The 20,898-nt window shown below is 38.6% G+C and carries 19 protein-coding genes and 2 pseudogenes; 10 read left to right on the forward strand and 11 right to left on the reverse strand.

The genetic code is table 11. The annotated features are described in order from the left end of the window. Window positions 1–10 precede the first annotated feature (10 nt). The 6 genes and pseudogenes from ACP7AK_RS11145 (at window position 11) to ACP7AK_RS11170 (ending at window position 5,007) form a co-directional block, all read left to right on the forward strand. Window positions 11–692: pseudogene (locus ACP7AK_RS11145) on the forward strand (IS5 family transposase). 148 nt (window positions 693–840) lie between these two features. Then, entirely contained in the window at window positions 841–1,803 is a 963-nt protein-coding gene (gene puuE, locus ACP7AK_RS11150) for an allantoinase PuuE (RefSeq protein WP_425879906.1), read from the forward strand. A 143-nt stretch (window positions 1,804–1,946) separates the two neighbouring features. Further along, the gene (uraD, locus tag ACP7AK_RS11155) at window positions 1,947–2,450 is read left to right on the forward strand and encodes a 2-oxo-4-hydroxy-4-carboxy-5-ureidoimidazoline decarboxylase (RefSeq protein WP_005265718.1); all 504 of its coding nucleotides are present in this window, start codon (window positions 1,947–1,949) and stop codon (window positions 2,448–2,450) included. Beyond that, window positions 2,447–2,767: a hydroxyisourate hydrolase gene (gene uraH / locus ACP7AK_RS11160; protein WP_000625767.1), complete on the forward strand. Its 321-nt coding sequence runs from the start codon at window positions 2,447–2,449 to the stop codon at window positions 2,765–2,767. Before uraD ends, uraH begins: the two co-directional genes overlap by 4 nt. Window positions 2,768–2,802: 35 nt before the next feature. Next, entirely contained in the window at window positions 2,803–4,164 is a 1,362-nt protein-coding gene (locus ACP7AK_RS11165; protein ID WP_000139429.1) for a nucleobase:cation symporter-2 family protein, read from the forward strand. A 126-nt stretch (window positions 4,165–4,290) separates the two neighbouring features. After that, entirely contained in the window at window positions 4,291–5,007 is a 717-nt protein-coding gene (locus tag ACP7AK_RS11170; protein ID WP_004778009.1) for an outer membrane protein OmpK, read from the forward strand. A 125-nt stretch (window positions 5,008–5,132) separates the two neighbouring features. On the opposite strand, the gene ACP7AK_RS11175 is transcribed toward ACP7AK_RS11170, so the two are convergent. Then, the gene (locus ACP7AK_RS11175; RefSeq protein WP_000250866.1) at window positions 5,133–5,633 is read right to left on the reverse strand and encodes an ureidoglycolate lyase; all 501 of its coding nucleotides are present in this window, start codon (window positions 5,631–5,633) and stop codon (window positions 5,133–5,135) included. Between the two features lie 96 nt (window positions 5,634–5,729). Next, entirely contained in the window at window positions 5,730–6,737 is a 1,008-nt protein-coding gene (alc, locus tag ACP7AK_RS11180; RefSeq protein WP_000212598.1) for an allantoicase, read from the reverse strand. Window positions 6,738–6,947: 210 nt separating this feature from the next. Here alc and hpxO point away from each other — a divergent pair, with 210 nt between their 5' ends. Next, a complete protein-coding gene (gene hpxO / locus ACP7AK_RS11185) occupies window positions 6,948–8,105 on the forward strand; it encodes an FAD-dependent urate hydroxylase HpxO (RefSeq protein WP_425879907.1) in 1,158 nt (385 codons plus the stop codon). A 123-nt stretch (window positions 8,106–8,228) separates the two neighbouring features. Here the strand turns inward: hpxO and ACP7AK_RS11190 are convergent, their stop codons facing one another. The 6 genes from ACP7AK_RS11190 to ACP7AK_RS11215 all read right to left on the reverse strand — a co-directional run bounded on the left by ACP7AK_RS11190 (window position 8,229) and on the right by ACP7AK_RS11215 (window position 14,581). Continuing rightward, window positions 8,229–9,155: a LysR family transcriptional regulator gene (locus ACP7AK_RS11190; protein ID WP_005265716.1), complete on the reverse strand. Its 927-nt coding sequence runs from the start codon at window positions 9,153–9,155 to the stop codon at window positions 8,229–8,231. Window positions 9,156–9,380: 225 nt separating this feature from the next. Further along, window positions 9,381–10,313, reverse strand: coding sequence for an IS5-like element ISAha2 family transposase (locus ACP7AK_RS11195; protein ID WP_425879908.1), 933 nt, complete (start codon window positions 10,311–10,313; stop codon window positions 9,381–9,383). 189 nt (window positions 10,314–10,502) lie between these two features. Beyond that, window positions 10,503–11,807 carry a nucleobase:cation symporter-2 family protein gene (locus ACP7AK_RS11200; protein WP_000185581.1) on the reverse strand — a complete coding sequence of 435 codons (1,305 nt, stop codon included), beginning with the start codon at window positions 11,805–11,807 and terminating at the stop codon, window positions 10,503–10,505. Window positions 11,808–11,827: 20 nt separating this feature from the next. Next, window positions 11,828–12,619 (reverse strand): outer membrane protein OmpK, encoded by a 792-nt coding sequence (locus tag ACP7AK_RS11205; RefSeq protein ID WP_425879909.1) that lies wholly within the window; start codon window positions 12,617–12,619, stop codon window positions 11,828–11,830. Window positions 12,620–12,636: 17 nt separating this feature from the next. Beyond that, on the reverse strand, window positions 12,637–13,590 hold the full coding sequence (locus ACP7AK_RS11210; RefSeq protein WP_151828614.1) for an isopenicillin N synthase family dioxygenase: 954 nt from the start codon (window positions 13,588–13,590) through the stop codon (window positions 12,637–12,639). A gap of 16 nt (window positions 13,591–13,606) precedes the next feature. Further along, window positions 13,607–14,581 (reverse strand): 2-oxoglutarate and iron-dependent oxygenase domain-containing protein, encoded by a 975-nt coding sequence (locus tag ACP7AK_RS11215; RefSeq protein ID WP_278357438.1) that lies wholly within the window; start codon window positions 14,579–14,581, stop codon window positions 13,607–13,609. A 306-nt stretch (window positions 14,582–14,887) separates the two neighbouring features. Here ACP7AK_RS11215 and ACP7AK_RS11220 point away from each other — a divergent pair, with 306 nt between their 5' ends. Continuing rightward, window positions 14,888–15,820, forward strand: a complete 933-nt coding sequence (locus tag ACP7AK_RS11220) for a LysR family transcriptional regulator (RefSeq protein WP_000107470.1) — start codon at window positions 14,888–14,890, stop codon at window positions 15,818–15,820. A 70-nt stretch (window positions 15,821–15,890) separates the two neighbouring features. Here ACP7AK_RS11220 and ACP7AK_RS11225 read toward each other — a convergent pair. The 3 genes and pseudogenes from ACP7AK_RS11225 to ACP7AK_RS11235 form a co-directional block, all read right to left on the reverse strand. Beyond that, window positions 15,891–16,978: pseudogene (locus ACP7AK_RS11225) on the reverse strand (BMP family ABC transporter substrate-binding protein). After that, window positions 16,975–18,051, reverse strand: a complete 1,077-nt coding sequence (locus ACP7AK_RS11230; protein ID WP_000738084.1) for a hypothetical protein — start codon at window positions 18,049–18,051, stop codon at window positions 16,975–16,977. The pseudogene ACP7AK_RS11225 and the gene ACP7AK_RS11230 overlap by 4 nt, the downstream one beginning before the upstream one ends. 26 nt (window positions 18,052–18,077) lie before the next feature. Next, the gene (locus ACP7AK_RS11235) at window positions 18,078–19,067 is read right to left on the reverse strand and encodes a 2-oxoglutarate and iron-dependent oxygenase domain-containing protein (RefSeq protein ID WP_278357437.1); all 990 of its coding nucleotides are present in this window, start codon (window positions 19,065–19,067) and stop codon (window positions 18,078–18,080) included. Between the two features lie 344 nt (window positions 19,068–19,411). Between ACP7AK_RS11235 and ACP7AK_RS11240 the strand changes: the two genes are divergently transcribed. Together ACP7AK_RS11240 and ACP7AK_RS11245 are read left to right on the forward strand one after the other, a co-directional pair. Further along, the gene (locus ACP7AK_RS11240) at window positions 19,412–20,467 is read left to right on the forward strand and encodes a Rieske 2Fe-2S domain-containing protein (protein WP_425879910.1); all 1,056 of its coding nucleotides are present in this window, start codon (window positions 19,412–19,414) and stop codon (window positions 20,465–20,467) included. A gap of 197 nt (window positions 20,468–20,664) precedes the next feature. Then, window positions 20,665–20,898, forward strand: a complete 234-nt coding sequence (locus tag ACP7AK_RS11245; RefSeq protein ID WP_005265709.1) for a hypothetical protein — start codon at window positions 20,665–20,667, stop codon at window positions 20,896–20,898.

The following is a 20,898-nucleotide window of genomic DNA, read 5'->3' on the forward strand; positions in this document are numbered from 1 at the left end:
TAATTTTCAAATGAAGAAGCCTACACACAAAATCTACCGCACAACCAATTGGCCCGCATATAACCGAGCACTCATGAGTCGCGGAAATATTGCCATTTGGTTTGATCCTGCTACGCAATGGTATGCTCCATCAAAAGGCAAACAAGGGCGAAATCAAACCTACTCCGACGCAGCTATCCAATGCTGCTTAATGATTAAATCCTTATTCCGTCTATCTTTACGTATGGTCACTGGCTTTGTGCAAAGTCTGATTAAACTTTGCGGATTAAATTGGACCGCACCAGATTACAGTACGCTTTGTAGAAGACAAAAGCATTGAGCAGATTGACTCTGTTTATACCGATGGAGCTTATGACACCAAGCAATGCCGTCAGGTCATTGCAGATCGGCAAGCACATGCGGTGATTCCACCTAGAAAAAATGCGAAACCATGGAAAGATACAAAGAGTAGCTCGCTAGAGCGAAATGAATTACTTCGAACAGTTAAACGTTTAGGCAGGACATTATGGAAAAAATGGTCAGGCTATCATCGCCGCAGTTTGGTGGAAACCAAGATGCATTGCATCAAATTATTAGGCGATAAATTAATGGCAAGAAGCTTTCCTAGTCAGGTGAATGAAATTCATGCACGTGTAGCAGTCCTCAACAGATTTACGGAATTAGGTCGACCACTTACCCAAGTTACGCCTTAAATTTGGCTCAATTAGGGGCGCTTTGCATTTCAAATCTTTGTGCAACAAAGCCGAAAGGAAATAAAACTTGTATACTAAGTTTTGGCGCACTAATTGCTTAATTCATTCTATTTTTTGACTGTTTGATATAACAAATTAGGAAGTGGATGTGACAGCAACATATTTACGTGGGCAAGATCTGATAGACCAGATTCAACAACAAGACTATTCCAGAGATCTGATTGGCTATCATGGAGAACCACCCAAAGTGGAATGGCCAAATGGTGCTCGTGTCGCGGTTCAGTTTGTATTGAACTATGAAGAAGGCGGTGAAAACCATGTAGAACATGGTGATGCAGGTTCAGAACAGTTTTTGTCAGATATTATTGGCGCGGCCAGTTTTCCAGACAAACACATGTCGATGGATTCCATGTACGAATATGGCTCACGAGCGGGCTTTTGGCGCATTCACCAAGAGTTTAAAAAACGCCAACTCCCCATGACCATTTTCGGTGTGGGTATGGCTTTGGCACGCAATCCTTACATTGTGAAAGCGATTAAAGCAGCCAATTATGATGTCGTATCGCATGGTCAACGTTGGTTGCATTATCAAGATATGCCAATCGAACAAGAACGCCAACATATGGATCAAGCTATTAGCGTGCTTGAAACGCTATTTGGTAAAACACCAATCGGTTGGTATACCGGACGTGATAGCCCGAATACTCGAAAATTACTTGCTGAATTTCCTCAGATTCAATATGACTGTGACTATTATGGCGATGACTTACCATTTTGGAGCACAGTGACGAATGTAGATGGTGCAACACGTCCGCATTTAATCATTCCATATACACTTGAAAGTAATGATATGAAGTTTTGCTCGCCGGGTGGTTTTAATAGTGGTGAGCAATTTTATCAATACCTTAAAGATGCCTTTGATGTGTTATATGCCGAAGGTGAAACTGCGCCAAAAATGCTATCTATTGGTATGCACTGTCGTATTTTAGGGCGACCAGGACGCTTTAAAGCACTACAAAGATTCTTAGATTATGTGCAATCGCATGAAAAAGTATGGGTTTGTCGTCGTGCCGATATTGCAGAACATTGGATAAAACACCATGCACCGTAATAAAAAAAATAAAGAAGAAAGAGAGGCTTAGCGCCTCTTTTTTTGTGCCTATAAAAAGCAATTTGTCTAAGAAATAAGGGATTGGCATTGATATTGCAAAACATGTTTTGAACGAACATTAAATATTTTTAGGCGATTTAATAGTGCAACTTGTTGAATTTAATCAAGCATCCGAAGCCGATGTAAAAACATTTTTAAAGCACTGTGTGCAAATTGAAAGCTGGGCGAATGAGCTGCTCAGTCAGCGTCCGTATGCATCATTAGACAGTATTTTGGAATACGCGGCTCAAGCTGCTCGTACATGGTCGTGGGAAGAAATTAAATCTGCTTTAGATAATCACCCGCGTATTGGTGAAAAAAAAGCCCAAGCTGAACTTTCTGAATTAGAAAAGAATTTTTCCAACCGTGAACAATCCGCTATTTCAGCCGATGAAGAAACACAAATGGCATTGCTCAAAGGCAACATCGCTTATGAAAAAAAGTACGGCTATATCTTCTTAATTAAAGCTTCAGGCTTAAGCAGTGAAAATGTATTACAAGCATTGCAGTACCGTCTGCTGAATGATCCAGAAACTGAAAAGCGTATTGTCCATCATCAATTGGCTGAAATTGCCTTATTAAGATTAAAACAGGAGCTAAGTGCATGATCAGCTCACATATTTTAGATACAAATCTGGGGAAACCTGCTGCCAATGTCTTGATTAAATTATTCAATGCAGACGGTATGTTACTTGGTGAAGGGCAAACCAATGCAGATGGCCGTGTGACCGACTTTGGTTTAAGCGAATTTTCTACGGGTAGCTATAGCTTAGAGTTTGCCACAGCGGACTATTTTGAAAGTCTTAATACCGAAACTTTTTTCCCAAAAGCAGTGATTCATTTCTTAGTAAAAGATGCCTCACAGCATTTTCATATTCCTTTGTTGATTAGCCCTTTTGCCTATTCAACATATCGCGGTAGCTAAAAACAGCATCATAAAACGGATCGGGGGATATAAAAATGACAGAACAAAATCAAACAGTTTCACCAGAACATGAATATTTAGGTGCAGGGAAAAGCCTAGCTTATGGCTTACAACATGTATTGACGATGTATGGCGGTATTATTGCGCCGCCACTGATTATTGGTACAGCCGCAGGACTTGAACCTGCACAAATTGGTTTATTAATTGCAGCAGCATTATTTGTCGGTGGTTTAGCCACGATTTTACAAACGGTCGGTGTGAAATACATCGGTGCAAAATTACCCCTAGTTCAAGGCGTATCCTTTGCTGGTGTGGCAACGATGATTGCCATAGTCACTGCAGGTGGTGGGCTTTCGGCAGTATATGGTGCGGTTATTGTTGCTTCATTAATCGGTTTCTTTTTAGCACCATATTTTTCAAAAATTATTCGTTTTTTCCCGCCAATCGTGACCGGCTGCGTGATTACCGTGATTGGTTTGTCATTGCTACCTGTCGCAGTACGTTGGATGATGGGTGGAAATAGCAAAGCGCCTGATTGGGGCAGTGCTGAAAATATTAGTTTGGCTTTTCTAACTTTAGCCATTGTCATTGTGCTGAATATTACTCGAAACGCTACAATTCGTCGTTTATCCATCTTATTAGCAATTGTGCTAGGTACAGTGCTGGCATATGCGATGGGCTTTGGCGATTTCTCAAAAGTCGCAAATGGCAATTGGATTCAATTCCCAAGTTTCTTTGCCTTTGGTATGCCAACATTTGAACTGAGTGCCATTATTGCCATGCTAATTGTGACATTGGTGATTATGACTGAAACTACAGCTGATATTATCGCTGTTGGTGAAATTGTCGGTACCAAAGTCGACGCTGAACGTATTACCAATGGGCTACGTGCCGATATGCTTTCAAGTGCAGCAGCACCAATATTTGGCTCATTCATGCAAAGTGCCTTTGCACAAAATGTAGGCTTGGTCGCGATTACTGGTGTAAAAAGCCGTTTTGTTGTTGCAGCGGGTGGCTTAATTTTAGTTGTATTGGGTATTTTACCAATTATGGGCCGTTTGATTGCTGCAATTCCTGTACCGGTATTGGGTGGCGCAGGTTTGGTATTGTTCGGTACAGTGGCTGCAAGTGGTATTCGTACTTTAGCTAAAATTGATTATAGTGAGCAAAAGAACCTAATCATTGTTGCTACAGCAATTGCCGCAGGTATGATTCCAATTATTGATCACTCATTCTATGCGAACTTCCCAAAATGGGTACAAACCCTGTTCCATTCAGGTATTAGTTCAACGTGCCTCATGGCCATCGTATTAAATATTGTGTTTAACCATCTAAACTTTTTTAAAAGTAAAGAAGTGAATAAAACCAGCAATATTGTTATAGATAGTCATCACTAAGCTATTCAAAATAAATAAAAAAAGCTCACATTAATGTGGGCTTTTTTTATTAAAAAATCTAATATTGGCTTTGTTTTTGCTAAATAAATTACTCAAAACGTATTTATCGCTAGGAAAAACAATTTAATGAAATTTATGCCTCTTTCAGCTGCAATTCTATGCACTATTTCAGCCAACTCTATCTTTGCAGCCCCAATCTGGCAAGACTTCAGTATTACCGGTCTATATGGCACCGACTATCAGCTCATTGCAAAAGAAGACAAACAAACCACTGTGACATTTGAATACGCGTCAAAGCTTAAATATGGTGATTTCTTCATTTTTGCCGACCGTACACATAATGACGTCGGCGATCAAACCTATTTTGAAGCATCACCACGATTGAGTTTAGGCGCTGTAACGGGTAAAGAACTTAAATTTGGCCCTGTAAAAGATGTATTGCTTGCAACCACTTGGGAAGCGGGTAGCAACATGGATAATTTTCTCTATGGTATTGGCTTAGACTTTGATGTGCCATATTTTCAATATGCAAAATTAAATTTATATAAAGTGAATAATGATACTAAAGCTGATGACTATCAAATGACGCTTACCTATGCCATACCTTTTAAAATTGGCTCAGAATCTTTCTTAGCAGATGCTTTTCTGGATTGGTCAACTGCGGAAAAAGGCTCAGCCAGTGAGATGAACTGGACCAGTCAATATAAATGGAATGTGGGGCAACATATTTCCCCAGATACACGCCTGTATGTAGGCGTTGAGCATTCAGTTTGGAATAATAAATATAATATTAAAGGTAAAGATGAAAATAACGTCAGTGCGCTAGTGAAATATCACTTCTAATTGATTCGTTAAAACCGTACATCGTTACACAACATACTGCACAAGACTTAAAAGCCCCACGGATGGGGCTTTTAATTTCTGAGACAATTTTAAATTGAGGTTTCAATTTCAATGATAGTTTAAATTTATGCCACGATATTGAGTACTTCATTAAACTGATAAACATCACAATTATGTCCAATACCAATACGATCAACCACGGCAAAGTTACTTGGCGCCTCTAAAGTTAATAGAGGGTGATGCCATGTACCTGCATGGTAGTTAACACCTTGTGTACCATCTGAAATAAAAGCACAGAGTTTTGAAATATCAGGCGTTTGATCATCCAATGCAGGTGCCACCACAATTAAAAAAGCCTGACCTTGCATCGGGATAAAAGCTTGTGAGCCATTCGGATGTCGCTCAAGCATCGAAACCGAAAAAGGAATTTCTGTCTGTTTAATATTACGAAAAATACTAATACCTGCATGTGCTTCACCGAAGATTTCAGTGGTTACAAGGGCATGATAACGCTCGGTATGTGCATCATTGATATGAAAAAAATCCTGTCCTCCGCAGCAAATCACCTCACCAAAAGGGGCAAAGTTTTCAATGCTCAGGGGCTGTAGCTGAATTGTTTGAACCATGTGTAATTCTTTTATTGTCTATATCAAGTGTAGGAGAAGAAGGATAAAACCACAGTACTTATCCTTCTCGATGTAGAAAGTATTCAAGCTTTCAATTTAGCTTTTGGTTTTACCCCACAAACGAATACGGCTGATACCACCATCTGGAATCATATTAATGCGAATATGCGAGATCTTTTCATGTTGCAAAATTTCGTTTACAAAGCTATGAATATGATCCATTTGCATGTCTTGTGCTTCAAGCAAAAATGGCCAGAACATACTTTGTGGAATTAATTGTGGATCAGTTGCATCTTTAACATATACGGCTTGAATAGAGACTTGGGCTGGAAAGTTGCCTTTAAAGTGTGCCGTATCGATATCAATTTTTTCAATTGCACCAGTTTGACCCAAAGCCAAAATACACCAATCAAAGCCCGGTGCACGACGACGTTTGGTTTCCCAACCATCACCCATATTAATTCCGCGACCTGGGTTAATCAGATTACGTGGATGACCAAAATGTGCATCGCTATAAGCAATTACACGTCCACCATTTTCTAAAGCAACTAAATCAATTGTTGCAGTGTGATCTTGTTGTTGAACGCTCACTTCACCATACACTTTAAAACGAGCAACACCACCATCAGGAAAAATATTTAAACGCACATGAGTAAAAACTTGGTCAGCTGTAATCGGCAAAACATGATGCTGACTTGGGCCAAGTACGTTGTTCTCTAATATGTTCAACCATTCAGCTTGAGCAAGATCGCCATCAGGGGCGTAGCAGGCTTCAACTGAAGCTGAAGCAGGGTAATTCCCAGTGAAGAAGGTAGTGTCAATATCTAAAGCCTTAATATGCCCAGCTACGCCCAATTGAATAATTGCCCAGTCATAACCTGTGTGACGTTTACGGCGCGTTTCCCAACCATCCATCCATTTACCATGGTCATCGAATTTATCTTCAACAAAAATTGGCGCGTCAAATTGAAGCATACGTTTTGCTTCTGCGAAAAATTCATCTGAACATTCAATAATTTTTGCACCAATACGGTCATCTGCCAAATTGGTAAGTGTCTGTAATTGTGCAGGAATATCAAAATCGGGTGCTAATAAAGTCGCCATATATTAAATCCATTCGCTATTTTCTTTCAAAATTCATGCTTTGCGCTATCGTGCTACAAAAAATTTAACAAACGATAAAAACAAGCATTTACACGCGTTTAGATGCACAGCGTGTGCCAACTTTGGATTTTTTTCAGGGCGCTTTATAAAAAATGGCACGCTTTTAGCATTTTATGACTTAGAAACTTATAAAACACAGGGGAATTATAGATGGAAATTACAATTATTGGTGCAGGTATGGCGGGTCTAACTACAGGCATCGCACTAAAAAAATTCGGACACCAAGTAACCATCTATGAACAGGCAGAACAAATTTTACCGGTGGGTGCTGCTATTTCGTTATGGTCTAACGGTGTGAAATGTCTAAATTATTTGGGTTTGACAGAGCAAGTTGAAAAGCTTGGCGGCAAAATGGATAACCTTGCTTATATTGATGGTCTGACGGGCGATGTGATGACCCAGTTTAGCCTTTATCCATTGATTGAAGAAGTCGGGCAACGACCATATCCGGTATCACGTGCGGAACTTCAGAATATGTTAATGGATGAATTTGGTCGTGAAGATATTCATCTAGCTAAGAAAATGATTTCTTTTGTTGAAGAAGGAGAGTGTGTAAAAATTCAATTTGCAGATGGTAGCGAAATAGAATCTGATCTATTGGTGGGTGCAGACGGTACACACTCAATTACTCGTGCCTATGTTTTAGGTGAGCAAGTTGAGCGACGCTATGCAGGCTATGTCAATTGGAATGGTCTCGTTGATGTCTCAGACGATTATGCCGCAGCAGATCAATGGACAACGTTTGTAGGTGAAGGCAAACGTGTTTCACTGATGCCAGTGGCGAATAATCGTTTCTATTTCTTTTTTGATGTGCCGTTAGCTGTTGGTCTTGAAAATGATCGTAGCCAATACAAAGCTTTATTCAAACAATACTTTAAAGGATGGTGTGAGCCTGTCCAAAAGTTAATTGATGCAGTCGATGTGCAAAAGACCAATCGTGTAGAAATTCACGATATCGAACCATTTGCCGATTTTTACAAAGGTCGAGTGGTGATTGTAGGTGATGCAGCGCACAGTACAACACCTGATATTGGTCAAGGCGGCTGCCAAGCGATGGAAGATGCTATCTATTTGGCACGTTCATTGCAAATTAATACCTTAGGTTTACAAGATTCTTTACGTCGCTATCAGAACAAGCGTAATGAACGTGCCAATGAGTTGGTACTTCGTGCCCGTAAGCGCTGTGATGTGACACATATGAAAGATGAAGCGGTGACCCGAGAGTGGTATGAAGAGTTACGTAAAGAACAAGGCAATCATATTATGAAGGGAATTATTAGTAACATTGTCGGTAATCCACTCGACTAAGCTGTAAGACACAAAAAGAAATGTAAAACTAAAAGGTTAGCTTTCAGCAGCCAGTGTGAATATTCACACTGGCTTTTTTTAGCTATTTAGAAACATTAGATTGAAGAGCAAAGGATTAAATGTTTAAGGAAGTTGCTTTAATTGCAATTTGATTTCTTCCATTTTTTCGACCAATAAATTTACCATTATTTGTGAAAGACGAGATGTTTGACGTTTTGAAGCGACGCACAGTGCAATGGTTAAACGATGCATACCTTTTTCACGAATGGGCTTAAATACGATCTTTTTTGAGTTTAAAAGTGGTAATGCATCCATATATGACATTAAGCCAATGCCTAATTGTTGTTGAATTAATGATGTTATCATTCTAATGTCATTACATTCTATCTTTTGTATAGGATTAAATTTGTGATGTTTATAGAGTGTATGTACATAATCACTGATGACTAAGGGCTCACTTGGCATGATATGACGCTCATTTAAAGTGTCAGATAAATAGATTTTATCCATGCCGGCTAAGGTGTGATGTGGTGATAAAACATAGCCTAAAGGAATTTCAATAAAGGATAAGATTTCTAATTGATTGTGACTTTTAGGATTTAAGATAATGCCAAAATCTAATTCTGCATCAATGATTTTTCTCGATATTTCTTCACTGCTATTCATACTGATATTGAGATTAATCCATGGATAGCTTTCAGCCATGCGTTGAATACAATCCACGACAAAACCATCATTTAGGGCAGAAATAAAACCCATTTCAATATTGCCGCGACTTAATCCTTGAATTTCATCAAATCGAATTCGAGTCAGCTGATATTCTTTTTGCCATTTAAGCAAATCAGCATAAAGTAATTCACCTGCTAACGTTAGCTTCAGCCCCTGCGGTAAACGCTCAAATAAAGCAACGCCTAACTCTTCTTCAGCAAGAACAATTTGCCGATGCACTGCAGAGACTGAAATAAAAAGCTGTTCTGCGGCTTTACGTAAACTGCCAGTACGGGCAACAGCCATAAAATATTCAGAAAATCGGGAAAAGGTAATCGACATACAGCTATTCAATCTCACGGGCAGTTTACAAAGTACTTATCCATGCTTAAGCGATTTTCATGCCATAACTTTTGATTTTTTCAATTCATTCTGCTTTTGTGTTCTAAAAAACAGAACATTGTATGCAAATCATTCTAATAGACAGAAATGCTATCCAAACGTATTTTTGACTGGCTTTGTTGCACAAAGATTTAAAAGATAACACTCTGCTCATTTGAACAGAATTCAAGTGACAACTTGGGTATGAGGACGACCTAATTCTGTAAATTTGTTCAATACGGCTATGCGTGCATGAATCTCATTCACCTGACTAGAAAAACTCCTTGCTGTTAATTTATCACCTAATAGTTTGATGCAATGCATCTTGGTTTCAACTAAACTTCGACGATGATAACCAGACCATTTTTTCCAAAGCGTTCTTCCTAAACGTTTAACTGTTTTCAGTAACTCATTCCGCTCTAAAGATCTCAATTTCTGATCTTTCCATGGTTTTGCATTTTTTCTTGGCGGAATGAGCGCATGTGCATCTCGATCTAGAATGACTTGTCTGCAGTGCTTCGTGTCATAAGCACCATCGGTATAGACCGAATCAATTCGTTCATCTAAGGGAATTTGAGCAAGTAAATCACCGAGTACTTGCGAATCGCTCACATTATTTGTAGTAAGCTGTACTGCACGTATTTGCAAGGTTTCAGCATCGATGCCAATATGAAGCTTACGCCATTGGCGACGATATTCAGGTCCATGTTTCTTACGTTTCCACTCACCTTCACCTAGAAACTTTAAGCCAGTTGAGTCGACGAGTAGATGTAGCCCATCACTACTTTTTTGATAGCTAATCGCAATATCAATATGTTTTTGTCTTCGACAAAGCGTACTGTAATCTGGTACGGTCCAATTTAATCCACAAAGTTTAATCAGACTTTGAACAAAACCTGTGACCATGCGTAAAGAGAGTCTAAATAAAGATTTGATCATTAAACAGCATTGAATAGCCGTATCGGAGTAAGTTTGATTTCGACCTTGCTTGTTTTGTGGTTGTGCATACCACTGAGTGTTTGGATCAAACCAAATGGAAATGTTGCCCCGATTAATGAGAGCGCGATTATAGGAAGACCAGTTGGTTGTACGATAAGTTTTAGGAGTAGGTTTATTCATTTTGAAATTATAGGACTGAATAAACCTTATAGGCTAGGTTTGTGCAACAAAGCCATTTCTGAAGATACTATTCATCGGCTTTGTTGCATAAATATGTAAGCATCTGATTTAAATAAATTTAATTTTGGATCAAAAAATAATCAAAACTTTTAAAATCATATAGTTATGAAATCTTTGTGCAACAAAGCCCTATTCATCCAATATCCGCTGTTTTCGATTGAGAACAGCATTCAAAATCACAGCACAAAAAGCCGTTAGCAAAATTGGGCTGTTTAACAGAGGTGAAAGATAAGATGGTAGTTGTGAGAAAATAGTAGGTGAGAATACAGGCAACATACCTATGCCGGCACTGACTGCAATGATGTAGAGATTATTCACATTTTGAAAGTCGACACGCTGCAGTACTTTGATACCATTAGATGTCACCATCCCAAACATAAACAATGCGGCTCCACCTAGAACACATGAGGGTATAGACGCAACAAAGTAAGCTATTTTAGGAAATAGACCTAAAAGGATTAAAAACACACCAGCTAAAGCACATACACTGCGATTCTTAACACCTGTGATCGCTAGCAAACCGATGTTCTGAGCATAGGATGTATACGGGAAGATATTAAAAATCCCACCAATCATTGTGCCAAGGCTGTCAGCTCTAAAACCGCGAGTCAATTTTTCCTGATCCACTTCTTCTTCAACAATTTCACCTACAGCCATGAACATCCCAGCTGTTTCAATGAAAATAACCAGCATGACTACGCACATAGTCAAGACAGCCCAAAAGTTAAACTCTGGAATACCGAAGTGAAATGGCATCACCCAACCTAACCATGGGCTTTCATCTATCTTGTCTAAAGAGATGAGGCCAGAAAATGCAGCGATGATATAACCAATTCCCATCCCGATTAGAACTGAAATGTTGCCCAAAAAGCCTTTAACATAACGGCTGATGATAATAATGCTTAATAGAACACAGGCAGCGATAGATAAGTACAATGGATTTCCAAAGTCTTTTACCCCATATCCGCCAGCGGACCATGTGCCTGCAATACCAATGAGAGATAGACCAATCACAAGAATTTGAGTTCCTGTCACCACGGGAGGGAAGAATCGTATTAACTTTCCAATAAATGGTGAAATCAGGAAGCCAAAGATCCCTGCGATAATGATTGCCCCAAATACACTTAGTAGTCCCATATCTGGATTAGTCCCAATTGCAATCATTGGGCCTACTGCAGTAAAGGTAACTCCCATCATAATGGGAAAGCGAATACCTACATTTTTAAAACCAATAGTTTGAATGAGGGTGGCAATGCCACAAACAAATAGATCTGCAGTAATTAAGAAAGCAATTTCTGCAGTGCTTAACCCTAAAGCTCCTCCAACAATTAGGGGAATTGAAACAGCACCTGCATACATTACCAAGACGTGCTGGATACTGAGAAAAATCATGGAGCTTGGTTTTAAGTTATTGGCTGTGATTGTGTTAGTCATATATGTTTTTCTCCTTCAGCCTAAAAGGTATATTTGACGATGAAACTAGTAGCATTTTGATTAGTTTTAAAATATGGAGTGTCTTCGATTAAGAATTTGTTTTTCCAATAGTCGTATTCAATACCTGCTGCTAATTTTTTTGGGCTTAAGCCTAGATGAGGGCTAAGGTCATATTTGATTTGTGGGTTAAAGTGAAAGTCGGAAGAGTTATTACCTTTGGAATTGACTACCCAATCAATGTATCCATCAAAAATGATTGATGATTTAAGAAATGGGACGGTATATGACCAGCAAGGAGTGATTTGCCATTGTCCACTTGGGGTGTTTCCATCGTCTGGAATGCGATAGTAAAAATTAAGGGTGAAATAATCAAATCCTCTGATATCAAGGTCAAAACCTGGACCAACTAAATAAGTCCACATATCGTCATAACCAGGCTGATCTTGGATGCTTAAGTCAAAGCTTGTAGCTATTAGGACATCTTTCACTGGCCCAAAGCTCAAATTCGTATTGGTTAGTTTTCCTATTGAAAAGCGGGGAGCAATTTCTGTATAGACCGCATTATGACCTTGGGAAGCAGTCTTTTCACCGTCAAACCAATAAGTGTCGACAAATAGATAGAGATCCCCCCATTTCCAACTGCTCGCATGTTCAAAAGTAATCGTTTCATGTGTATCTGGTTCAACTTCAAAACCTTTACCGTAAAGTGCAGAAATACTATTGGATTGCCAATTTAACCATGATTCCTCAGCAAAAGAATAAGTGCTTATTAAACATGTGCTTAAAAATAGATAGGGCGCATTTTTTTTCATATAATTGTTTCCGATATTCAAACTTCAGCACGATGTTTGTAGGTTGCACTAAAACGTGATTGCAAATATTCCATACTAGTAATTGGTAAGTACTTAGGAGGATTTGATTCGTTATAACAGTTAGGTAGGCAGCGAATTATCGTTTTTGGACTAGGTTGTATGAAAAATGGAAATGAGAATCTTTGTTTTCCTTTAGGACTCGAAACGCGATGAGGTGTCGATTTATAGAGATCATTTGACCATCGTGCCATCATATCTCCGATATTGATTACATAGGTGTTAGGTATAGGAGGAGCATCGATCCAATTACCATTTACATCCTGAACTTGTAATCCACCTACTTCATCCTGAGCCAAAATAGTTACACACCCATAATCAGTATGTGTTCCCGCTTTAAAACCTTGAGAGTCTGTATTGTCTAAGGTAGGCGGATAATGAATTAACCGGAGAAAACATAGGCTGTCTTGCAGACAATGATCAAAATAATTTTGCGGAAGACCAATGGCATGAGACATGGCATTAAGCAATATTTTTGCTAAATCCACCATTTCATCAAAATACTCTTCTGTAGCTACTTTCCACCCTTCAATATTTGGATAAACATTTGGTCCCCTTAGAGGTTCTTGATTAATGACTTCGGGATGATTAGCTTCTAAATGGACACCCATGTCATATATTTCTTTAAAGTCTTCAGGTAAGTCAGGGTTCAGTTGTTCTACTCCTAATGCACCATATCCTCTATGTGCAATTTTATTCTTTTGAATATCTATTTCTAATTTCTCTTGTAGAGGCTTACTAAAAAACTCTTTAGCTAAACTTTGAACTTCTGCAAGGTGATTCGGTTTATAACCACTGATATAGAAGAATCCCCATTCACGACATGCTTGGTCAATTTGGTTGCATATATCTGCATAATCAGGATGGTTAACGTCATAAAGAGGTGCAATGTCGATAACTGGTAATTTTTTCATGGGAAACTCCTTATTATTAGATATATGTTTTTTTGAACATGTTACGATAATGCTGTTCAACACTGATTGGTGGATATAGCGGTTCTGAGTTTTCCTCCAAACACTCTCGAATGCATTCAATCTGATACTGGTGATTACCGCTGTAGAAGAATGGAACAGAATATCGTTCCCCACCTGAGATGTTGATGACGCGATGGAGGGTGGATCTATATGTATTGTTCGTCCACATAGAGATTAGGTCACCTAGGTTAACGACATAACTATCTTCAATAGGCTCTGCCCAAATCCATTGGTTTGTTGACTGATCCCATACTTGTAAACCACGATTATGGTCTTGAAGTAATAGAGTAAGCCCGCCGAAATCAGTATGTGCCCCGCAACCTTTTTCATTTGGTTGAGCATTAGCTGGTTGAGGGGGATAGTGTAATAAGCGTAAAGTGACTAAATCTGCATCCTTACAAAACTCTGTGAAATAGTCAGCTTCCAAGTTTAGAGATAATGCAATAGCACGCATGAGTCGTTCAGAGACTTTAATCAATTCAACTTGATATTCCTCCATTACCTCTTTAAATCCATCAATATCTGGCCATTGGTTTGGGCCTTGGTTAAAAGCTTTATGGATGACAACAGGATCTGAAGCTGAGCGTTCCTTCCCGATATAAAAGCCTTCCTTTATATCAGGCGGAGAATTAGGTTCAAGTGTTTGTGCTCTTAATGATTCATAGCCTCTATTTGCTTCAGAAAGCTCTTTGGACCACTGCTTTTTCTGTTCTGGGGGAAGACTAAAAAATAATTTGGAATATTCAAAAACCTTATCTTGTAATGCTTTAGAAACTCCATGTCCCGTAATGTAAAAAAAACCTTTATCTAAGCATGCTTTCCGAATATGTGAGGCAATGTTTTGGTGCGTTTGTATGTCATTATCCAAAAGTCCAGAAATATCGATGATGGGTATAGAGGTAATGTTTTGATTGTTTTCCAGCGCAGTCATGTAGCAATCTCTCAAAAATAATGTTTTCTTTTTTTATAAAATAATCATGAGACCGCATAGCAATGAATATCGAGCAAGCTGATGCCAAAAAGAGAGCTATTCTTAATTAATTAAATAAAAACAATTGCTTAAACTTTTTTAAATGAGTGGTGATGCTGAAAAAGCAACGGGATGCACTGAAAATAATGCTTTAGGTCCAAAAAATGGCTGCTACTTAATGGCAAGTTTTTTGCTTCTATTTCAATAGCTCATTCAAATTTATAAATGGATTGGGGCTTTAAAATTGGAATAGGATGTGATGTTAAAATGAGTACACGTGGTCTTCGCTTTCACTCAGCAGCAATTCATTATTTTGATGCTGTACGCCGGTGCGGTTCAATCAGGGAAGCAGCCAGACAATTAAATGTCGTATCTTCTGCTGTAAACAGGCAAATTTTAAAACTCGAAGATGAAGTTGGAGCACCATTATTCAATCGGGTGCCTTCGGGTATGGTACTTACTCATGCAGGTGAGTTATTTTCAAGACATATCAGTTTAGTATTGCGAGATACTAAGCGATTGCAGAATGAATTGGATGCACTGAAAGGGCTTTATAAAGGTCATGTAGAAATTGCGAGTGTTGAAACACTGGCAATTAATTTCCTGCCAGAGATTATTGAAAAATTCCAGGTCAAATATCCTAATGTAACTGTAGGGGTTACAATTTTAGGCTCAAAAGATATCCCTAATGAAATCATTGAAAATAGGGTGGATCTAGGCTTGGCTTTTGCCTTGCCAAAGCATAATGATTTGCACCAAATAGCAATATCCCATTTTAAATTAGGTGCAATTGTATCGACTGAGCATCCCTTGGCCTCTCAAAAGACGGTGTCATTCCATCAGTGCCTCGACTATGATGTGATTATGCCAAAACCTAATTTATCTATTTATCAACAGTTGGCGCCATTATTTGCGGGTGCACAACATGCTATTCCAAATTTTAAAATGCAAACGAGTTCTTTGGAATTAATGAAACAGTTAATACTCAGGAATAAGGGAATTGGTTTTCAGACATTCTTTGGGTTGGAAAATGAAATAATTAATAATCGCCTTCGCTATATTCCGCTTAATGATAACAATGGTATCTACTGTGATTTAGGTCTGTATGCACGTAAAGGGCATTATCTTTCCACAGCAACAGACGCTCTCTCCAGGCTTATTACAGATGAAATCCTACAAAGAGGCGAAGCTGGACAATAAACATAACCTGAAAAGTACAACTAAAAAGCTAAGCCCTTATCGAAATCCCTCAATAAAGGCTTAGCTTTGTTTATTTTGGATAAGCAGCATCCACGCCTTTAACGAAATAATTCATACTCATCAATTGCGTATTTGAGAGATGTTTACCTTTTCCCAAAAGTAATGTTCCATCTTGTTTGTAAAGTGGTCCACTAAACACAATATATTGACCGTTACGAATTTTATCTCGGACTGCCAAAACCTTCATTTTTTCATTGTTAGAGACCATTGGACCAAAACCTGCTATATCGATGGCACCTTCCTTGACACCATACCATGTCGATCCCGACTTCCATATTTTGTTATGCACTTGCTGCAAAACAGGAGTATAGATTTTTTCCCAATATAACACTGATGCAGCTAGGTGACCTTTAGGAGCAAACTTACTCATATCTGAGTTCCAGCCAAAGCCAAATTTCCCTTTTTCCTGAGCAGCTTTAACTACAGCGGGTGAGTTGGTGACTTGTGATAATATATCAGCATTTTGCGATATTAATGCAAGTGCAGCCTCATGCTCTTTTCCTGAATCAAACCAAGTGTTAATCCAGACTATCTTGGTCTTAATTTTTGGATTTACAGATTGAGCCCCAAGTGTATAGGCATTGATGTCTCTAATGACTTCAGGAATTGGGAATGGTGCTACAACACCCAAACATTACTTTTAGTCTTATAGCCTGCCAATACCCCTTGCAAGTAAGAGCCTTCATAGGTTCGGATATCATAGACTCCCACATTTTTTGCAGTTTTATATCCGTTCGCATGCATAAAAATGGTGTTCGGGAACTGTTTAGCTACCTTTTCAATGGCATTCATATACCCGAAGGTAGTAGCAAATATAACCTTATTTCCTTGTTGTGCGAGTCTCCGAAATGTACGTTCAGAGTCGGCATTATCTAGAATATTCTCGATATAAGAGGTCTTAAATTTACCCTGTAAGGACTTTTCTGCTTTCAGACGACCTATATCGTGTGAATAAGACCAACCATAATCGTTTTTATGAGCGACATAGACAAAAGCCGCTTGATCAGCGGCCAATGCTGGATTGGCCCCACTGATGAGTAAAAGTCCTAAAAGACTGGCATTTACGAAAATATTTTTTAAATTAAGTAGGTTATTCATGCTGATTCTCTTTGAAGAGTATCAGTTGAATTTTGTTTTGCCATAAATATTGCCAGTCGCTCCTCATAAATCTCACGAATATAATGGGCAACACTGCAACTGTCGGCAAACATGTTGTATTTCCAATTTAAACCATACGACTCTAAATTGATATTATCAACAGTCATAAGTTGAACTTTAGAATTTGGATTGTTCAAGTAGCTATCAATGATTTTACGAATGACTTCTTTGGTTGGTGCAAGCTTATATGCATGCCAGAAGTCTGTATGCCATTCACCTTCCGTAGGTTGATTAAATGGATACTGAATTCCTCGGCCAGGACGATTTGTTCCTAAGCCATTATATGGTCCTGTTTCAAATGCTAACCAGTTAACTGGATTATTCGGGACTGCAGGACGGATCTGCCCCCATGTAACTAAATTTCGATTCAGCCAATCATCTGCAAAACTATCATTATTAAAAGGATCTAACTTTCTGATAGCTTCAGGATCATCACGCATTTGTGATACAGCAAGCTCAATTTCATTTTCAATTTTAAAAATACAATGGCTGTAATCCATTGCAAACTCAAACGGCACACCTTCTTTTTCTATAAGATCTGCCACCGGAATTACTCGACGATAATCTTCAGACCAGTTATCAACGTGGCACTCTAAGGTAACCGTTATTCCTTTACTTTGAGCGTAGGTGTAGAAATCGATATAAGTTTTAGCAACTTCTTCGTTCGTTACATAATGACCATCTGCATGTTTTGCCCAAATCATCATGTTGTGGAATTTGGCCCCTACAGCGGCACTACGATTAATATCCTGTTTGAATGCTTCCTCATCCTTGCCAATGACATATAAGCCACAACCAGAATAAATAGGGATATTTGTTTTCTGACTTGCCTTGATGTAAGCATCTATTTGACTATCTTCAAGAGGGATACGATCCAGAAAATCAAAGACCTCCGCAGCTTTTAGCATTTCGAACTGTTCGAGAATAGTAGGCTCATTCAGGCTTACTGGTCGTTCTTTTGATGAGTTTTGAATGCCTAAACCAGCACAACCTAGAGGAAACATTTTTTTCATAATTTTGATACCAACTGTTGAATAAATTAAACGGCTTCTTTTTTCGATGCGTAAGTTTTTTGATACATATAGGCTAGGTACTCACCTACAGTCATTTCTTTAGGTTCAGCCTTAAATTGATCACCTAAATTTTGCAGCGTTTTGATTTTGTATTCGTAATCCAAGTCAAAGAAGGTTGGAACCGAATAACGTGAGACACCTGCTTTACTATTGAAAACACGGTGCATATTTGAGAGGTAGAGTCCATTAGTCATGAATTGGACTAAATCACCGAGGTTTACGATAAAAGTATCTGGTATGTGAGGTGCACGTATCCATTCACCCTCACTATTGCGTACTTCTAGTCCACCTACTTCATCTTGCAATAAGAGCGTCAGTAACCCCCAATCAGTGTGCGCACCGCACCCTAGCTGATTGTTTACAATTTTTTCAGATTGAGGAGGATAGTGAAGCATACGGGTAATAATGACAGTTTCATCATAGCCTGCCTCGAAGTAGTTTTCTTCAAGCCCAAGAGAAAGTGCCAATAGGCCAGCTAGATGCTTACCCAGTTTTAAAGTCTGTTGAATATAGGTTTCGGTCTGGGTCTTCATTTCAGGAAGATCTTCAAGCCACTGATTCTGCCCATGTTGTGGATAGCCTTTTTGGACATATGGGTGACTTGAATCTAGATTTTTCCCTGACATGAACCCTTCTTTTAAGTCAGGAGGAGAGCCTTCATCAAGTGTTTGAGCTGCCATTGGTTCATAACCACGAAGGCATTTGGAGTTTTTGAAATCAATTTCTAGTTTCTTTTCAATCGGAAGGTCAAAAAACTGTTTTGCAATGTCTAATTGTTTTTGGAGAACTTCAGAAGCGATACCATGATTTTTAATATAGAAGAAACCTGTTGTTCTGCATGCTTTATGGATTTCCCACGCAACAGATTTCCGGTTTTCCAGGTTATCGGAAAAACTGTCGCTTAAGTCGATTACTGGAATACTTTTAGCCGTAGAAGGTGGTGTGTATATCAACATTTTTGTGGCTCTTTGAACTTTGTTGTTATCAACTTAATGACAATTTAATTCCGTGCATAGCAGAGAATCTCGCTCAACTCGTTGCCAAAAAGGCAACACTAAATAAAGTCAGAGTAGTAATAGGAGTCCAAGTAATTCAGCATCAATTAAGAATTGTGATGAGTTATAAAATGCTAGTTATTCGTTAAGTTTAGATAAGAAGAACAATAATAAGAAAAGTGTTCTAAAAATTAGAAATACCATTCCTAAAGTCTTTAATAGACAGATAGAAAAGAAAAAGTCATGATGCAGCAATGCTAAGAAGTTTGAATTAATCAATAACTTATAAGAGGGGCAGCGCTAAAATGAATGCAATACCAGTTCTCAATTTATTCACTCAGCCACAATGTAGTCAATTTGACCCAAATGACTGGAATATTCTAGCGCAGCATTGGTATCCGGTAGTTCAAATCCAGGATGTAACGACTCAACCGCAGCAAGTTCAGCTTCTTGATGTCAAAATGGCTATTTATAAAACTGAAAGTGGAGAAATTCATCTGGTAAGAGATATCTGTCCACATCGAGGAGTGCCATTAAGTAAAGGATGGGTAGAAGGTGAAAATATTGTTTGTCCCTATCATGGGCTCAACTATAACGCACAAGGTAAGTGCGTAAAAATCCCTGCTCAACCAGAACTTACCCAAATTTCAGATCGGTTCACCTTAACTAAATTCCCTGTAGTTGAGAAATATGGACTAGTTTGGACCAGCTTATTTAGCCGTGATGAAAGTGAAGCTAATTTTCCAGTTCTTGAAACTTGGGATTCAGATGAACATCAATCAATACTCCCACCATTTGTTGATATAGCAGGTTCTAGTGGTCGTCAGCTTGAAGGTTTTATCGATGTGGCACATTTTGCCTGGGTGCATAACAAGGCATTCGCTGATCGTGATAATCCAGTAGTGCCAAAATATGAAACTGAAAGAACAGATTATGGACTTAAAACGATTTATATCTCTACAGTAAGTAACTTTCCTCATAGTTTGAGACATTTAGAGCCAGAGAATTTCTTATGGAAACGAGAATTTGATGTATATCCTCCATTCTCGGCAACACTTACTGTCTATTTTCCTAACGATGGGATTTTAAAAATTTTGAATGCTTGTTGTCCTGTTTCGCATAATCAAACCAGGCTATTTGTTCCGTTGACACGTAATTTTGATACGACGGGTGACCTACAGGCTGTATATGACTTCAATGCACAAATTTTTGCAGAGGATCAGGATATTGTTGAGAGTCAAAAACCGGAAGAACTTCCATTAGATGTTTCAATGGAGGCGCACTTTGCAGCAGACAAATCTTCAACGACATATAGACGGATATTGGCAGAATGGGGATTAAGTAAAAGATATGTGGTCTAGGGATATAAGATAACCTGATTCTCACGATTGGTTGAAATATAAGGGAAATAGTTTCCCTTATATTTTTAGAGATTGATTTCGCAGAAATACTAATATAAAAGTGACTAACCATTTATCGTAATTTCATTGTCTTAGCTTCTTCTAATTAATAAACTTGATTTTGTTACAATATCAAGTTTATACAGGGAGAGACATAGATGGTAAACCAGTATGGTGGAAGTAGAGAAGGGGCAGGACGTAAAGCTCTTTATGATGAACCTACAAAAGTTTTGCGTGTTCCAGAATCTCGTGTAGTTGAAATCAAGAACTATCTCGCAAACTCAAAGAAAGCCAAGTTCGACGATGTAGCTTCTATTACCTTGGTCAATCCAAGTACCGTTATGCATATCCCCTTGAACCGTACCGGGTTTGTCGGAGACTTTTTTATTTAA

It is taken from the genome of Acinetobacter sp. TWP2-2-3, assembly GCF_049896445.1.
Taxonomy (GTDB): Bacteria; Pseudomonadota; Gammaproteobacteria; order Pseudomonadales; family Moraxellaceae; genus Acinetobacter.

Bases quoted from the DNA above. Each gene is read 5' to 3' on its own strand.
- ACP7AK_RS11165 (WP_000139429.1), top strand. From the start codon at position 2,803: ATGACAGAACAAAATCAAACAGTTTCACCAGAACATGAATATTTAGGT.
- ACP7AK_RS11170 (WP_004778009.1), top strand. From the start codon at position 4,291: ATGAAATTTATGCCTCTTTCAGCTGCAATTCTATGCACTATTTCAGCC.
- ACP7AK_RS11175 (WP_000250866.1), bottom strand. From the start codon at position 5,633: ATGGTTCAAACAATTCAGCTACAGCCCCTGAGCATTGAAAACTTTGCC.
- ACP7AK_RS11230 (WP_000738084.1), bottom strand. From the start codon at position 18,051: ATGAAAAAAATGTTTCCTCTAGGTTGTGCTGGTTTAGGCATTCAAAAC.
- ACP7AK_RS11210 (WP_151828614.1), bottom strand. From the start codon at position 13,590: ATGAAAAAATTACCAGTTATCGACATTGCACCTCTTTATGACGTTAAC.
- ACP7AK_RS11190 (WP_005265716.1), bottom strand. From the start codon at position 9,155: ATGTCGATTACCTTTTCCCGATTTTCTGAATATTTTATGGCTGTTGCC.
- ACP7AK_RS11200 (WP_000185581.1), bottom strand. From the start codon at position 11,807: ATGACTAACACAATCACAGCCAATAACTTAAAACCAAGCTCCATGATT.
- alc (WP_000212598.1), bottom strand. From the start codon at position 6,737: ATGGCGACTTTATTAGCACCCGATTTTGATATTCCTGCACAATTACAG.
- ACP7AK_RS11245 (WP_005265709.1), top strand. From the start codon at position 20,665: ATGGTAAACCAGTATGGTGGAAGTAGAGAAGGGGCAGGACGTAAAGCT.
- ACP7AK_RS11215 (WP_278357438.1), bottom strand. From the start codon at position 14,581: ATGACTGCGCTGGAAAACAATCAAAACATTACCTCTATACCCATCATC.
- ACP7AK_RS11195 (WP_425879908.1), bottom strand. From the start codon at position 10,313: ATGAATAAACCTACTCCTAAAACTTATCGTACAACCAACTGGTCTTCC.
- ACP7AK_RS11240 (WP_425879910.1), top strand. From the start codon at position 19,412: ATGAATGCAATACCAGTTCTCAATTTATTCACTCAGCCACAATGTAGT.
- hpxO (WP_425879907.1), top strand. From the start codon at position 6,948: ATGGAAATTACAATTATTGGTGCAGGTATGGCGGGTCTAACTACAGGC.
- ACP7AK_RS11220 (WP_000107470.1), top strand. From the start codon at position 14,888: ATGAGTACACGTGGTCTTCGCTTTCACTCAGCAGCAATTCATTATTTT.
- ACP7AK_RS11205 (WP_425879909.1), bottom strand. From the start codon at position 12,619: ATGAAAAAAAATGCGCCCTATCTATTTTTAAGCACATGTTTAATAAGC.
- uraH (WP_000625767.1), top strand. From the start codon at position 2,447: ATGATCAGCTCACATATTTTAGATACAAATCTGGGGAAACCTGCTGCC.
- ACP7AK_RS11235 (WP_278357437.1), bottom strand. From the start codon at position 19,067: ATGTTGATATACACACCACCTTCTACGGCTAAAAGTATTCCAGTAATC.